We start from the raw sequence: 14,682 nt of genomic DNA, 5'->3' as shown, positions 1-14,682 counted from the left end.
AATTCGCGCTGTCCGGAGCCTCAATTTACTGCACTTTCAGGATCAGCGCCATTGCGGAATCCCCTGCCGCGCAGCCTTGGAAAAGACCGTGTCCACCGCCCCGCATTTCCAGTTCTTCGATCATCTCGATGATGCCGCGCAGGCCGGTCGGCCCCTGTGGGTGCCCCCAGATCAGCGAACTGCCAAAGTTGTTCATTGTCCGCCAGTCGATGTCGAAAGCGCGGGAAAAGGCGATGTCGTTGACGGCAAAGGGATTGTGCGACTTGATCACCTCCATGTCATTGATCGACAGCCCGGCAAGCTCCAGCGCGCGGCGCGCCGCGTCGATGGGGGCGGCGGGCATATGGGCCTTGTCCTCGCGCGCCTGTGCCACGGCGACCAGTTCGACCAACGGCGCATCCCCGCGCGTGGCCAGATCGCGCGCACGGGCCGGGTCCGACACCATGACCAGCCCGGCGTTGCCATCCGCCGGATGGGTCTGGGCGGCAAAGGTGACGGTGCCCCCCTCGCGGACCGGCTTCAGGGCCGCCATCTTCTCGGGCGAGGCCGGATAGACGCCACAATCGCCCGAGATCGTCCTGATCGTCTTGCGAAAGCGTGGATCGGGCACCGCGAAATCCGCCGCCATATAGCGTTTCTGAAAGGCCCGACCGTCCTTTAGCGCATCCTGGTACTGGCCCTGGCGATGCAGGGTCAGGTCGTGCTGTTCGGCCGTCTCGATCCCCACGCGGCGCGCCACGTTGTCCGCCGTGTCGATCATCGCGCAGCGGGCGAAAGGGTCCTTGTTGAAGCTCTCCAGAACGATGTCCTCGCTCCGCCCCGTGCCGCCGGGCGCACCCGGTGCGGGATAGTAGACATGCGGGCTGTTCGAGGTCCGGTCCCCCGAGACCAGCAGCGCAGCAGAGGCCGCCCCGATGGCAAATTCGCCAGCGGCAGTGGCCAGCAGCCGCGCGCCGGTGGCGCAGGCCTGGTTGACGGTCGGCCCCGGCAGGCGCTCGGCCCCAATCATCCCGGTAAACCAGGGCAACCCGTAGAAGCTGCGGTATTGCGGAACCGTCAGACCGTAAGCCGCAAAATCGAACGTCTCGACGGGTATGTCACGTTGCGCCAGCGCCTCGCGCGTCACATGCGCCGCGAATTCCATCGCATGCAACTCCGCAAACTCCCCCTGCCAGCGGGCAAAGGGTGTGCTCCAGTAAGCGCCGTAAGGAATATAGGCCTGCATGGCCGCCTCCGTGTTGAGTGGATATGGAACGCCCGGCCCTCAGACCGACGAGTGTTTATCTTCGAAGAAAGGAAGCGCTGCCGCTGCGGGTGTCGGGTTGGCCCTGTTCCGCCCTGTTGGCACCCCGACATGTCCCTCTCTCAAATTAGTTATATTCTATCCTAATTTACACTGATAATCAAATCCCCCCAAGAACAAACGCCTCAGTCAGCCAAATTGACAGAGGTCAAGGTGCAGACACCGATCCTGCGGCAAGGTCCGCGTCAAGATATGATTGCATTTGCAAGGAACGTCCCGATGTTCATGAGAAAGATGGCGCAAAGCACCGAACTGACCCACGGCATGGCCCAGCGTCTGGGCTACGACCTGGCCGAAGCGACCGGACGCAGCCCCGAAGGTCAGGCCACGGCCTTTCGCTCGGCTGTGATGCGCTGCGCCCAATGCCGTCAGCAGGAGGACTGCAAGCGGCTGCAGGCCTGCAACACCCATCTGGACCAGGCGCCGGACTACTGCCGCAACACTTGGCTCTGAGCCGGTCGAGGGGGGTGGCGCGCCTAGCCGTCCTGCCCTGCCAACAGCCCCTGCGCGTCGATCAGCCCGCGCAGATCCTGCAAGGACTGTTCAACCGACCGGCCACTGGTATCCAGGTGGTGGTCCGCCTTGCCGTAACTGACCTCCCGCGCCTTCAGGATTTCGCGCAGCTGCAACATGGCACGCGGATTGCCCGCCATCGGTCGGGTATCCCCCTGCGCCCGGACCCGGTCCATGTGATCCCCGGGCGCGGCCTTGATCCAGATCGTGTGAAACCCTGCCAGCGTCCGTTCAAAGGTCTGCGGCTCCTCGACGATGCCGCCGCTGGCGGCCAGCACGATCCGCCGCTTTGTCGACAGGATGCGGTCCAGCGCCTCGGATTCGATCTGGCGATACCCCTCGGGTCCGTATAGCGCGATGATCTCGGAGACCGCCATGCCGGCGCTCTGCTCGATCTCTGCGTTCATCTCGACAAAGGGCAGGCCCAGGTCGGCACCGATGCGCGCACCCAGCGTGGACTTTCCGGCCCCCCGCAGCCCGACAAGGCAGATACGTTCGGCCTTGTGCGCGCGCAGGCGGCCCGGGTCCAGCACACGAAAGACCTGCGCCCGCGTCGCGCCGCAGGCGTTGCGGTACAGTTGAGAAAGCTGCGCCAGGTCCGGTGCCAGCGGATCATCCTCGGCCAAAAGCTCCGCCATCGGCTGACCAAGGACAAGCGCCACCCGCCTCAACAGACCGATCGAGATATTGCCGTCGCCGCCTTCCAGCTTGGCCAGATAGCGCGGCGAGACACCCGAAAGCTCGGCCAGGTCCTGCCGCGTCAGCCCGGAGGACTTGCGGGCCGCGCGCACGCGGTCTCCGACCAGCCGGTAGAGCGCCGCCGGATCCGCCTCGTCTGTCCCGCGCACCGCTCCGGTCATGGCTACCGTGCCTCGATCTAGGCCGCGGGCAGCCGCGCTTCGATCGCGGCGCGCATGTCCTCTGGCGGCGTGCGCTTGGAAAAGGCATCCGCCTGGATGAAGACACTGACCGTCCGCGAGGAAAAACACAGCTTGCCGTCCTGCTCGCCGTCGACCCGGAAGGTGATCGAGGTCTCGCCCAGACGAACCGGCCAGACGTGGCAGACCAGTTCATGCCGGGGCGTGATCGGGCTGCGGAAATCCATTTCCAGCCGGACAAAGGGCGTGCCGACGTTGCGGTCGATCTCCATCTGGAACCAGCCGTCGCCGCCCAGGTTTTCGACCCACCAGCCGTTGATGGCATCCAGCGCAAACCAGGGGATGCGGGCCGTGTAGACGATTTTCGCCGGGTCGCAATCGCCCCAAGTCACACGGATCACATGCCGATGGGCATTGTCGGGACGGTCTTCCATCTCAGTAGGTCTCGACGTGATAGCGGCCTTCCTCGCGCAGGATGTCGCGCAGGTTGCGCCACTGCTGACCGATGCTTTCCGCGATATTGGTAAACGACCGTTCGACGCCCTCTTCCATCTCTTTCAGTCCGCAGATGTAGATATGCGTGTTGGGATCCTGCAGCATGTCGGCGACGATGTCCTCTTCGACGCTCATCCGGTCCTGGACGTATTCCTTTTCCTGGCCGGGCATCCGACTGAAGACCAGGTGCTTTTGCAGCAGGCTGGAGGGCACCTTGTTGAGCGGCCCGAAATAGGGCAGCGAATCCGGCGTGCGGGCGCCGAAGAACATCACCATGCCGCCGGATTTCTTGCCCACCGTGCGCTGGCGCGCCATCGTGAAGGACCGCATCGGCGCCGAGCCTGTGCCGGTGCAGATCATCAACAGGCGTGCGTCGGGATCGTTCGGCATCAGGAAGGTCGCCCCGAAAGGCCCTGTCACCTGCACCTTGTCGCCCTTCTTGAGGTCGCAGACATAGTTCGAACAGACGCCGCCCTCCTCACGCTTCACCGTAAGAGAGACGTTGTGATAGCCCGCGCGCTCGCCGTCGCGGGGCGAAGAGACGGAGTAGAGCCGTGGCAGATGCGCCTTGCCCTCGGCGTCGGCGCCCGGCGCGATGATGCCCAGCGACTGGCCTTCGAGGGCTGGAAAGGGCTTGCCCTGAAAATCGAGGATGATGTGGCGGACGTCCGTGTCCGCGCCTTCGGCCGTCAGACGATAGTTGCCCTGCACCACGGCCTCGACCGGGTTGGCGAGGTTGTAGAGATTGACCGTCGGCTTGGCTGCGCTGGCCGGGGCTTTTGCCTTGCCGCCGGCACCCTTGTGCGCCTCGGCCAGCAGGGCCGCCACCGGATCCTCGCCGCTCTCGGTGCCCCCTTCGGCGCTTTCGGCCACGGAAACCTCACCCTGTTCGGGCAGCTCCATCCACTCGTACTGCTCCTCAAGCGAATAGGGCGTGTCGACCACGCGCCATTCGTCGATGGACCCCGTCGGGCAGACCGGAATGCAATCCATGCAGAAATTGCAGGTGTCCGGGTTCACCACGACGTTGTTCTCGTCATGCTCGATGGCGCCCACCGGGCAGGTCATCTCGCAGGTGTAGCAGCGGATACAGATTTCCGGGTCGATCAGGTGCTGTTTCAGCGGCTTGTTCATTGCGTCCCCCGGTGCAGCACGGCCTCGGGGACAGCTATGGCCTCGATCAGGGCCTGGCACAACCCGCGGCAATTCTCGCAGCCGATGCAGCAGCCGATGTCGCCCAGTTCCTTCGCGACCTCGGTCACGCGCGGCGCATGGCCGATGTTCCGTTTGGTGATCATCGCGTTTCCTCCTCCTGCTGGTCGGTCCGGCGCGGATCTGGTGCCCGCGCCGCCCATTGGTTCGGACGGGACGGGGGTGATCCCCCGTCCCCGGCGCATCAGGCCATGTGCAGCTTGACGTACTCGAAGTCGCCCGGCTTGTTGTCGATGCCCACCTTCGGCGGTGCGATCCAGCTGGCGTATTTCCCCGGCTCGTAGACCGGCTTCATCAGCGACTGGATATAGTCGCCGTCCGCATGGGTCGGCAGCCACTTGGTGATGCCCTTGTCGTATTCCTCCCCCGAGACATGGTTGCCGTCCGGGTCAAAGTCGTGGCCCGCAAAGATGCCGATCTTGCGGTTGAAGGCCTGGTGCGGCAGCTTCAGTTCGAACTCGATCCCGGCCTTCTCGATGATCTTGTTCCAGCGTTTCACGCCACCGGCCGCGTCGCGGATATAGTCGTCACGCAGGCGCATGTTGATCGCGGTCAGGGCGGGCACGTCCTTCTCGACGATCTTGCCATCCTCGAGATCCAGCACCTTGTAGGTGTCGTGCTTGAGCATGTGGTCGTCGTCGATCCGGTTCTCCATGTAGCGGCCCTTGATGCCCGCGTTGAAGGCATTGGCCGCGTTGGTCGACACTTCCTGGCCAAACAGGTCGAGGCTCAGCGTGTAGTGCAGGTTGAGCTTCTTCTGGATGGTCGGCAGGTCAATCACGTTCAGGTCGCGGATCTTGCCCACGTCGTAGGGATCGGTGATGCCGGCCTTATTCATTGCCTCGACGGTCGCCTGGATGGTGCGGCCGACACCGGTTTCGCCCACGAACATGTGGTGCGCTTCCTCGGTCAGCATGAAGCGGCAGGTGCGCGACAGCGGGTCGAAACCCGACTGCGCCAGGCTTTCCAGCTGCATCTTGCCGTCGCGGTCGGTGAAATAGGTGAACATGAAGAAGGACAGCCAGTCCGGCGTTTCCTCATTGAAAGCGCCCAGCATCCGCGGCGCCTCTTCCGACCCGGACGAGCGGATCAGCAGGTCATCCGCCTCTTCGCGGCCGTCCTTGCCGAAATATTTCTGCAGCAGGTAAACCATCGCCCAAAGGTGGCGGCCCTCTTCGACGTTGACCTGGAACAGGTTGCGCATGTCGTAGAGCGACGGCGCCGTCAGGCCCAGGAAACGCTGTTGTTCGACCGAGCCCGGCTCGGTGTCGCCCTGGATGACGATCAGGCGCTTCATCAGGTTGCGGTATTCACCCGGCACTTCCTGCCACGCGGGCTGGCCTGCGTGTTCGCCACAGGGGATGGTGCGGCCCTCGACCTGCGGCGCCAGAAGAACGCCCCAGCGGTATTCCGGCATCTTGACGTAGTCGAACTTGGCCCAGCCCTTGGGGTCCACGCTGACGGCGGTCCGCAGGTACACCATCGATTCCTGGAAGTTCTGCGGGATCAGCTTGTTCCACCAGTCGAGATAGCCGGGGTGCCATTTCGACAGGGCCTTCAGCACCTTCTTGTCACTGGACAGACCCACGTTGTTCGGGATCTGGGTGTCGTAGCTCACGTTGATCAGATCGAGCATTGGTTTTCCTCCTCTGGGGACGGCGGGGCAAGCCCCGCCCTACATCTGCACACGGGAACGGCCTTCGCCGGGGCCCGTAGGGCGGGGTTCACCCCGCCATGCCGAACGCGCCTTACACACGTTCCATGTTGTAATCGCCGCGCACGCCGGTGCCATAGCGCTGCAGCGCGCCATCGGCCCCCACCGCGTTGGGGCGGTTGAAGATCCAGTTCTGCCAGGCGGTCAGCCGGCCGAAAATCCGGGTCTCCATCGTTTCCGGCCCGGCAAAGCGCAGGTTCGCCTCCATGCCGGTCATCGCATCGGGGCTGAAGCTGGCGCGCTCTTCCATGAAGATCCGCACCTCATCTTCCCAGTCGATGTCATCGAGGATCATGGTCACAAGGCCCTGTTCATCGGCTTCCTCGGCTTCCAGTGCCTCGCCGATCTTGGCTTTCAGCTCCTCGACATGCTCGGGCTCTCCCAGGAAACGGGTTTCCAGGCGGGTCAGGCCGTTGCCCATCGGATAGGGGCCAAAGTTGTCCTGTGTCAGGGTGATCGTCGCCATCGGGCGATTGTCGCCCTCGAATTCGTCTTCCATCATGTAGCTGCGGTCGACGGCGAACAGGATCTCGGCCAGCACGCCGACAAAGCACGATCCATGCTCGACAAAGGCCGCCAGCGAGCGCGAGGTCACGTCGATCCGCTTGAGCGTGCGTTTCCAGTAGTGGCGCAGCTCATTGGCCAGCCAGTGGTCGGCATTGTCCGCCAGCAGCGCCTCATGCGCCGCCAGTTTCTCGGGATCGCCCTGCGTGCGGAAGACCCAGAGACCGATTTCCATCTCGTTCAGGCGCAGGTGCAGGATCGCGTCCTCAAGCTCACGGCAGAGCTTCAGCATGTAGGCCTGGTCGCCCTGCGCGACAAAGGCATCCATGTCCGCCGGCGCGTCCTCTTCCGGGCCTTTCAGCGTGATGACGGCCTTGCGGCCCTTGCGGTCGATCTCGACCTCGACCAGCGCATAGCTGACGGCATCATCCGTGATACTGCGCGAGAGCGGACCCAGCTTGATCCCCTCCGCCACGTCTGCCTTGTCCGAGGCGGCGGCGAATTCCCGCGCCCGCTCCATCACCGTGTCGTCGAATTTCGAGTTCGGGATGACCTCGTCCACAAGACGCCAATCCTTGGCGCGCTTGCCCTTAACGCCCTCCTCGATCGAGCAGAAGATATCTGCCAGGTCGCGGCGCACCTTGCGTTTGTCGGTGACGCGGGTCAGCCCGCCGGTGCCCGGCAGAACCGCCAGCAGCGGCACCTCGGGCAGGCCCACTGACGACGTGCTGTCATCGGTCAACATGATGTGGTTGCAGGCCAGCGCGAGCTCATACCCGCCCCCGGCGCAGGCGCCCTTGACGGCGGCCACGTATTTCTGGCCGCTCTCTTCTTCGGCGGCCTCGAACCCGTTGCGGGTCTCGTTGGTGAACTTGCAGAAGTTCACCTTGTGGCTGTGCGCCGCACCGCCCAGCATCCGGATGTTCGCACCCGCGCAGAACACGCCCGGCTTGCCCGACTTCATCACGACGGTCTTGACCTCGGGGTGTTCGAACCGCATCCGCTGCACGATATCGCTCAGCTCGATATCCACGCCGAGGTCGTAGGAATTCAGCTTGAGCTTGTAGCCCTCGAAAAGACCCGCGTCCTCATCGACATCCATGATGAGAGTGGCCACCGGGCCGTCATAGTCGACACGCCAATGGCGGTACTTTGACGGGTCGGTCTGAAAGTCGATCATCTTGGTCATCGGGTCCTCCCTGGTCGCGAAGCTACAGGCAATCTACATCAAATCAGAAAGTAAGTAAACTTATGTATGCACAATAGAGCACAAATTAAATCCTTTAGATTCAAAGAACTCGCCACATTGCAACATCAGACCGGCAGTAAAGTGCATTATAATGCAGATTACAAATCTGCCTCCAGAGAATCGAGCATAGCGTGGATGCGCTCTGCGCCAATGCCCATGACCCAGGCCTCGCGCGACGCGGGCAACAGGCCGCGCGCAATCCCGCACAGCCGCCGCGCGGCACCGGGGCGGTTCATCTCCTGCTTCAGAAAGGCATTGGCGGTCTGGATCAGCCCCTGCACGAACCGGCGATCCAGCCCTTCGGGCAGCGCCATCCAGATCGGCTCCAGCACCTCGTGCGCTTCCCAGTAAAAGCCGCTGTCGAGGTAAAAAAGACCGTGGCGGAAAGCATCGCTTTCCGCCAGGTCCGCCGGGGTCATGCCCGGTCGGGCCGAGGCCCGTATGTGCTCAAAGGCGTCCTCCGCGTGCCGGGCATTCTGCCCCGGCACATGGGCGTGGGTCGGCCTGTACCAGGCCGACACGGTCACGCGACCTCGGGTTCGGCGGCTTCGATCCGCTCCAGCCGGGCGCAGAACTCGGCGATCCCGGCGACGACCTTGTCCTGCTGGTCCAGATGCGGCGCATGGCGGCATTCGTCCAGGATCAGCGTGTCCACCGGCGCATAGCTGCGGCTCTCGACCTCTTCGATCTGGGCCAGCGTGCCGTATTGGTCATCGCGCCCCTGCACCGCCAGCACCGGGATGCGCAGATAGTCGATCACGTCGCCCACGTTCCACGCCTTGAAATCCGGGTGCAGCCAGCTGTCGTTCCAGCCGCGGAACGTATTGTCCGGATCGCGGTGATAGCGGGCCATCTTCTCGCGCAGGTCTGTGGTCTCATAGGCCTCTTTCGCCTTGGCGATCTCGGCCAGGCCCATGTCTTCGGTAAAGAAGTGCGGCGCCATGAGAACCAGCCCCCGCACCCGCAGGTCCGACACGCTGCCCGCATAGATGGCGGCGATGGTCGCGCCGTCGCTATGGCCCAGCAGCACCCCGCGCTGGAATCCGATGGCGTCCAGCACGTCGGGCAGCACATCCACCGCCTCGCGCGTCATGTAGTCCAGTGGGCGCGGCAGGTCCGCCGGGTCGGACTGACCATAGCCCGCGCGCGAAAAGGCGAAGACGCCAAAGCCCGTCGCCTCGGCCAGCGCCTTCGGGAATTCCCGCCACAAGGCGGTGCAGCCCAACCCTTCGTGCAACAGGACCAGCGTCGGCGCCTTGTCCGGCGACGGTCCATAGCAGGCATATTCCAGGTCCTTGCCGCCAGCGCTCAACCGGCCGTTTTCCGTCCATTCAGCAGTCATGCCGCCCCTCTCAGCTTGAAACGTTGAATCTTGCCCGTCGCGGTCTTTGGCAGGTCCTCGACCACCTCGATCCAGCGCGGGTATTTCCACATCCCGATCTTTTCCTTCACGAACTCCTTGAGCCCGTCGACCGCCGCGGCCTCCTGGCCCTCCTTGAGCACGATAAAGGCCTTGGGCTTGTCCAGACCCTTTTCGTCGGCCCAAGCGACCACCGCCGCCTCCAGCACCGCCGGATGCTCCACCAGCGCCTGTTCCACCTCGAAGGGGCTGACCCAGATGCCGGAAACCTTGAACATGTCGTCGGTGCGCCCGCAGTAGACATAGCGCCCCTCGGCAGTGCATTCGTACTTGTCGCCGGTGCGGGTCCAGTGCCCCTCGAAGGTCGACCGCGACTTGTGCCGCCGGTTCCAATAGCCATCCGCCGCCGACGGTCCGCGCACCAGCAGTTCGCCCACCTCGCCCTCGGGCACATCCTCGTCGTGTTCGTCCACCAGCCGCACCTCGTAACCCGGCACCGGGGTGCCGGAGGTGCCATAGACGATCTCTCCGGGTCGGTTGCTGAGGAAGATATGCAGCATCTCGGTCGAACCGACACCGTCCACGATCTCGGCCCCGGTCAGTTTGAACCAGCGTTCGCCCACTTCCTTGGGCAGCGCCTCGCCGGCAGAGGTGCACAGCCGCATGGCATGAGCCGGCACGCCCGTCTTGTCCATCGCCGCGTTCATCGCGGCATAGAGCGTCGGCACCCCGCAGAACAGCGTCGGGCGCTCTGCCTCCAGGATCGCAAACACCACCTCTGGCGTGGGCCGTCCGGACAGCAGCACCGTCGTCGCGCCAACCGCCAACGGAAAGGACATGGCATTGCCCAGCCCATAGGCGAAAAAGATCTTGGCGACGGAATAAACGGTATCCTCTTCGCGGATGCCCAGCACCTGCGCGCCAAAGGTATCGGCGGTGGCCTTCAGACTGGAATGCACATGACGCACGCCCTTGGGCTGCCCCGTGGACCCCGAAGAATAAAGCCAGAAGGCCATTTCGTCGTCAAAGGCCTCGACCGGCTCTTCGATCGGCGCCCCGGCGATGAAGTCCTCGTAACTCTCGGTGCCTTCCGGCGCTTCGCCGATGACCACGACGGCCCGCAGAAAGCGATTGTCCTGGATCGCCGGTTTCACCGTCTCCCACAGCTTTTCCGACACCACCAGGATCGAGGCGCGGCTGTCGGTGAGGATCGACTCGTAGACCGAGGCCGACAGGAGCGTGTTCAGAGGCACCGGGATCGCCCCGGCCTTGAGCGCGCCCCAAAAAACCACCGGAAACTCGATCTGGTCCTGCACGATCATCGCGATCCGCTCTTCGCGCCGCACGCCGTGCCGATAGAGCGCGCCGGCAAAGCGCCCCGTTTCCTCGGCCAGCTGCCCATAGGTCAGGCTGCGTTTGCGTCCATCCGCCTCGCGAAAGGCCACCTTGTCGGCGCGCCCTTCATCCACATGGCGATCCACGAAATATATCGCTGCGTTTCCACTCATGACTTGGCCTCCTCCTGCCGGTCATCCCGTCCGTTACCCCGTGCAGCGATCCTCCCCGATCGACCTGCACCCATGACGCACCGTGTCACACCTGTCTGCGGACAGGATGGAATCGTCATTTTGATAAGCGTACACCTTATTTGCAGGATGTGCAATTTGTTGCATCAAAACTGCCTTCCGACCAGAAATCTGCACTATAGTGCGAAAACCGGTCGGGAACCGGGCTCAATCACCCTGCAGCGTCGCATCCACTGCGCCCCCGGCGTTGCCTTCGATCAGGTGCAGCGCCGCGTTCAGCGCCTCGATCTCGGCCAGGGACAGCCCCTGCATCAGCCGCCGATCCGCGGCCTGCACCGCTTCGAAGGCACGTTGATGCAGAGCCTTGCCCGCCTTTGTCGGATGTAGCGCATAGGCACGCCGGTCCCCATCGGCCTGACGCCGCTGGATCAGGCCTGCCGCCTCCAGTTCATCCACGATTTTGACGAGGTTGGGCCGTTCGATCGCCAGCGCATCGGCCAGCTGGGTTTGCCGAAGCCCCGGTTGACCCACCACCACGGAAAGCGCGGAAAAGGTCGTCCGCCGCAGCCCGAGAGGCGCCAGCTCCTGCGAGATGGACGACAGCATCTGCACCGCGGCGCGACGCAGCCGGTAAACGGTCAACTGCCTCAGACCCGCATCCGGTCGTTCCATCCCCGGCCCTTTCTCCAACGCATCGGCCCGCCAGACCTCGCACAGCGGGTTCGTCTTGTCACGGCAGACCGGCCGGCCACCGGAAAAGGCAGTACCATGACAATATGCGTACTTGTCACTTTGCCCGGAGCATCCGATCATGACCGCATGAAAGCCATCTATACCATGCCCGGCCACCTGATCCGCCGTCTGCAACAGCTTTCGGCCTCGATTTTTGCCGAACGCATGCGCGAGGCGGATGTCGACCTGACCTCGCCGCAGTTCGCGGCCCTTGCCATGCTGCAGGAACATCCCGGCATCGACCAGGCGACCCTGGCCGGGATGATCGCCCATGACCGCGCGACCATCGGCGGGGTCATCGAACGGCTCTGCGCCAAGGGGCTGATCGAACGGCAGACCAACCCGAAGGATCGCCGCGCCAAGGTGCTGGCACTGACCCCCGAGGGTGCCGAGCGCATCGCCCATATCCGTCCCATCGTCGAAGAGATGCAGCGCAACCTGCTGGTGGGACTGGACGAGGACGAAAAGCGCGAGTTCATCCGCCTGGCCACCAAGGTTGCCATCGCGGGCAACGACCGCACCCGCGCGCCGCTACGCATGCCCCCGGAGAAACCCGCGGACAAGACCGGGACAGATTGATCCCGCCGCGTGCCCGTGCCATCCACCGCGACAATCGCCTTGAGGAGGGGAACATGTCGGACACCATTTTTGTCAACGATCACGGTAACTGGCTGGAAATCACCCTGAACCGGCCCGACCGGCTCAACAGCTTCACGCCCGAAATGCACCTCGCCTTGCGCGCCGCCCTGGCCCGCGCAAGCGACGAGGCCAAACGCGCCGTGCTGCTGACCGGCGCCGGACGCGGCTTTTGCGCAGGCCAGGACCTGGGCGACCGCGACCCGCGCAAGATGGATGGCCCGCCCGACCTGGGCGAGACAGTGCGCAGCTACTGGGCGCCGCTGGTCCGTCAGATCCGCGCGCTGGACATGCCGGTGATCTGCGCCGTCAACGGCGTGGCCGCCGGGGCCGGGTCCAGCGTTGCCTTGGCTTGCGACATGGTGCTGGCCGCCGAAAGCGCCAAGTTCATACAGTCCTTTTCCAAGGTCGGGCTGATCCCGGACACGGGGGGCAGCTGGCACCTGACGCATTTCCTGGGCCGCGCCCGCGCGATGGGTCTGGCCCTGACGGCCGAGCCGCTGCCCGCGCAAAAAGCCGAGGAATGGGGCCTGATCTGGAAGGCGCTGCCCGACGACACGCTGATGGACGAGGCGCGCAAGCTGGCCGCGCAATTCTCCGATGGCCCGACATTCGGTTATGCCCGCACCAAAGAGGCGATCACCGCCGCCGCAACCAATACGCTGGACGCGCACCTGGACTTGGAAGCCGAGCTGATGAAGGCCTGCGGCGAACACCCAGATTATGCCGAGGGCGTGGCCTCTTTCCTGGACAAGCGCGCGCCGAAATTCACCGGTCAGCGCTAGGTCACAGGTCCACCTCATAGCCCTGTTCGACAACCTCCGTGCCGAAGCTCACCTTCGGCTCGGAGCGCACCAGCCGCCAACCCGCCTTTTCGTACAGCGCACAGGCGGCGCGGTGGCTTTCATGCGTCCAGAGCGCCATCCGGCGATAGCCACTGTCCCGCGCGAAGCCCATGCAGGCCTCCAGCAATGTCCGGCCCAGCCCCTTGCCCCGCGCCTCTGGCAGCAGGAAAAACAGCCGCAACTTGGCGGTTTCATCGTCCTCTCGCATGCAAAAAATGCTGCCCAGCCGCTGATCCCCCTCCCAGGCGACAAAGGATTTTTCGCAGGTCGGGTCATGGTCCCGCTCGAAATCCTCCAGGATCTGCCGCACGAGCACCGGAAAACTCTCATCAAAGCCTTCATCGCGGGCGTAGAGCCGCGCATGCTGGTCGACAAGCCAGTCGATGTCGCCGGGGCCAAGGTCTTTCAGGTCGATTGTCATGCGGGGAAGAAACCCCCGCACCGCTTGCAAATCAAGCCTTTCGTCGCTAGGTCACGACGATCTTTCGCGGGTCTCAGAGAAGGCAGAGGCAGATGGGCATCAACGACGAACGCGACTTCGAGGCCAACCTCCAGATTGGCCCCACCGACGCCGGCATGGTTCGGCTGTTCATCCTCGCCGACGGGATCGAGATCCCGATGGACTTCGACCCCGTGGAGGCCGAGGAAATCGCCGAGGAACTGCGCGCCGCCGCCGCCACCGCGCGCAAGTCAAACCCCCGCAAACGCTAGGGTTTGGGCACATGCTGGTCCAGAAAGACCCGGTTTCCGTCCGGGTCGACCAGCGTCATGCAGGCCGGTCCCGCACCCTCGTCGTCCGTGCCCTTTTCCGGTTCGATCCCCTGCGCCCGCAGACGCGCCTGGATCACGCGGATATCGGTGAACTCCGGCAACACCTCGTCCTCGGACCGCCACCCGGGGTTGAAGGTCAGCATGTTGCCTTCGAACATACCCTGGAACAGGCCGATCACGCTGTCGCCGTTGCGCAGGATCAGCCAGCCTTCCTCGGCCATGCCGCCGACCGCCTGGAAACCCAGGGCCTCGTAGAACGCCCGTGAGGCGTCCAGGTCACTGACCGAGAGGCTGACCGAAAACGCGCCAAGCTGCATGGCAAGTCCTTTCCGCTGACAAAGGGGCCCTTGCAGACATGGTGGGCCGGTTTCCCCGTGACGGGCAACCCCCGTCTGCCCCCTGCCCCGTGATTTCCCGCAAAGGCGCTCAGCCCAGATGTTCCAGCCCCGCGCCCGGATCGCGCAACCCGTGCAACCGCCGCGCTGCGTGGACGGCGAACTTGCGGATCAGCTTGTTGCGCCGCGCCGCAGCCAGCTTGTCCTCGGGGCCCATGCGCAGGATCTCGGCGTCATAGCCGTCGGCGATGATCAGTCCCGTTTCTTCGGGCAGCAATTCGGTAGGGAAGTCCTGGTCCACGGCCCAGAAATAGCGGTCACACCAGTCGAGATAGCCCTGCCACTTGCCGTCGCTCATGTAATCCGCGCGGCTCGACTTGCACTCGACCACCCACAGCTCTCCCTTGGGGCCCAGCGCCATGACATCGACCCGCAACCCCCGGTCCGGCACGAATTCCTCGATCACGGCAAAGCCATGCCCCGCCAGATGGCGGCACACGCCCCGCGCCAAAAGCTGGCCGGGCATCAGATCGGAGGTGACAGGCAAGTCCATGCCCAAATTCTTGAACATTTCGTGAACAGATGCAACCCCAGCCCGGGCCACCTTCC

18 protein-coding genes are annotated in these 14,682 nt (G+C 64.1%); 4 read left to right on the top strand and 14 right to left on the bottom strand.

The window, feature by feature from the left end; all coding sequences use genetic code 11:
* Positions 1 to 25 precede the first annotated feature (25 nt).
* Positions 26 to 1,225, bottom strand: coding sequence for a thiolase family protein (locus tag KZZ07_RS16700; protein ID WP_219515937.1), 1,200 nt, complete (start codon positions 1,223 to 1,225; stop codon positions 26 to 28).
* A 297-nt stretch (positions 1,226 to 1,522) separates the two neighbouring features.
* Here KZZ07_RS16700 and KZZ07_RS16695 point away from each other — a divergent pair, with 297 nt between their 5' ends.
* Entirely contained in the window at positions 1,523 to 1,756 is a 234-nt protein-coding gene (locus KZZ07_RS16695) for a DUF6455 family protein (protein ID WP_219515935.1), read from the top strand.
* Positions 1,757 to 1,779: 23 nt separating this feature from the next.
* Here the strand turns inward: KZZ07_RS16695 and KZZ07_RS16690 are convergent, their stop codons facing one another.
* From KZZ07_RS16690 to KZZ07_RS16645, 10 genes are all read right to left on the bottom strand, one after another.
* Positions 1,780 to 2,676 carry a helix-turn-helix transcriptional regulator gene (locus tag KZZ07_RS16690; RefSeq protein WP_219515934.1) on the bottom strand — a complete coding sequence of 299 codons (897 nt, stop codon included), beginning with the start codon at positions 2,674 to 2,676 and terminating at the stop codon, positions 1,780 to 1,782.
* A gap of 17 nt (positions 2,677 to 2,693) precedes the next feature.
* Positions 2,694 to 3,128 (bottom strand): acyl-CoA thioesterase, encoded by a 435-nt coding sequence (locus KZZ07_RS16685; protein ID WP_219515933.1) that lies wholly within the window; start codon positions 3,126 to 3,128, stop codon positions 2,694 to 2,696.
* A gap of 1 nt (position 3,129) precedes the next feature.
* Positions 3,130 to 4,323, bottom strand: coding sequence for a benzoyl-CoA 2,3-epoxidase subunit BoxA (boxA, locus tag KZZ07_RS16680; protein ID WP_219515932.1), 1,194 nt, complete (start codon positions 4,321 to 4,323; stop codon positions 3,130 to 3,132).
* Positions 4,320 to 4,487, bottom strand: coding sequence for a hypothetical protein (locus KZZ07_RS16675; protein WP_219515931.1), 168 nt, complete (start codon positions 4,485 to 4,487; stop codon positions 4,320 to 4,322). The genes boxA and KZZ07_RS16675 overlap by 4 nt, the downstream gene beginning before the upstream one ends.
* Positions 4,488 to 4,585: 98 nt before the next feature.
* Positions 4,586 to 6,037, bottom strand: coding sequence for a benzoyl-CoA 2,3-epoxidase subunit BoxB (gene boxB / locus KZZ07_RS16670; protein WP_219515930.1), 1,452 nt, complete (start codon positions 6,035 to 6,037; stop codon positions 4,586 to 4,588).
* 112 nt (positions 6,038 to 6,149) lie between these two features.
* Positions 6,150 to 7,808: a 2,3-epoxybenzoyl-CoA dihydrolase gene (gene boxC, locus KZZ07_RS16665; protein ID WP_219515929.1), complete on the bottom strand. Its 1,659-nt coding sequence runs from the start codon at positions 7,806 to 7,808 to the stop codon at positions 6,150 to 6,152.
* A 158-nt stretch (positions 7,809 to 7,966) separates the two neighbouring features.
* A complete protein-coding gene (locus KZZ07_RS16660; RefSeq protein ID WP_219515928.1) occupies positions 7,967 to 8,395 on the bottom strand; it encodes a DUF309 domain-containing protein in 429 nt (142 codons plus the stop codon).
* Entirely contained in the window at positions 8,392 to 9,210 is an 819-nt protein-coding gene (locus KZZ07_RS16655; RefSeq protein WP_219515927.1) for an alpha/beta fold hydrolase, read from the bottom strand. Before KZZ07_RS16655 ends, KZZ07_RS16660 begins: the two co-directional genes overlap by 4 nt.
* Entirely contained in the window at positions 9,207 to 10,736 is a 1,530-nt protein-coding gene (locus KZZ07_RS16650) for a benzoate-CoA ligase family protein (protein WP_219515926.1), read from the bottom strand. Before KZZ07_RS16650 ends, KZZ07_RS16655 begins: the two co-directional genes overlap by 4 nt.
* Positions 10,737 to 10,961: 225 nt before the next feature.
* Entirely contained in the window at positions 10,962 to 11,426 is a 465-nt protein-coding gene (locus KZZ07_RS16645) for a MarR family winged helix-turn-helix transcriptional regulator (protein WP_219515925.1), read from the bottom strand.
* A gap of 147 nt (positions 11,427 to 11,573) precedes the next feature.
* On the opposite strand from KZZ07_RS16645, the gene KZZ07_RS16640 reads away from it, so the two are divergent.
* Both KZZ07_RS16640 and paaG read left to right on the top strand, forming a co-directional pair.
* Entirely contained in the window at positions 11,574 to 12,065 is a 492-nt protein-coding gene (locus tag KZZ07_RS16640; RefSeq protein ID WP_219515924.1) for a MarR family winged helix-turn-helix transcriptional regulator, read from the top strand.
* Positions 12,066 to 12,118: 53 nt separating this feature from the next.
* Complete coding sequence (paaG, locus tag KZZ07_RS16635) at positions 12,119 to 12,907, top strand: 2-(1,2-epoxy-1,2-dihydrophenyl)acetyl-CoA isomerase PaaG (RefSeq protein ID WP_219515923.1); 789 nt, start codon at positions 12,119 to 12,121, stop codon at positions 12,905 to 12,907.
* A 1-nt stretch (position 12,908) separates the two neighbouring features.
* On the opposite strand, the gene KZZ07_RS16630 is transcribed toward paaG, so the two are convergent.
* The gene (locus tag KZZ07_RS16630; protein ID WP_219515922.1) at positions 12,909 to 13,388 is read right to left on the bottom strand and encodes a GNAT family N-acetyltransferase; all 480 of its coding nucleotides are present in this window, start codon (positions 13,386 to 13,388) and stop codon (positions 12,909 to 12,911) included.
* 92 nt (positions 13,389 to 13,480) lie between these two features.
* On the opposite strand from KZZ07_RS16630, the gene KZZ07_RS16625 reads away from it, so the two are divergent.
* A complete protein-coding gene (locus tag KZZ07_RS16625; protein WP_219515921.1) occupies positions 13,481 to 13,678 on the top strand; it encodes a DUF6324 family protein in 198 nt (65 codons plus the stop codon).
* Here the strand turns inward: KZZ07_RS16625 and KZZ07_RS16620 are convergent.
* Positions 13,675 to 14,055 (bottom strand): VOC family protein, encoded by a 381-nt coding sequence (locus tag KZZ07_RS16620; RefSeq protein ID WP_219515920.1) that lies wholly within the window; start codon positions 14,053 to 14,055, stop codon positions 13,675 to 13,677. The genes KZZ07_RS16625 and KZZ07_RS16620 overlap by 4 nt on opposite strands.
* A 109-nt stretch (positions 14,056 to 14,164) precedes the next feature.
* Positions 14,165 to 14,626, bottom strand: a complete 462-nt coding sequence (locus KZZ07_RS16615) for an MmcB family DNA repair protein (protein WP_255564407.1) — start codon at positions 14,624 to 14,626, stop codon at positions 14,165 to 14,167.
* Positions 14,627 to 14,682: the final 56 nt, after the last annotated feature.

The organism is Mameliella sp. CS4 (assembly GCF_019392335.1).
Classification (GTDB): Bacteria; Pseudomonadota; Alphaproteobacteria; order Rhodobacterales; family Rhodobacteraceae; genus Antarctobacter.
This window is presented reverse-complemented; position numbering and strand designations above follow the sequence as displayed.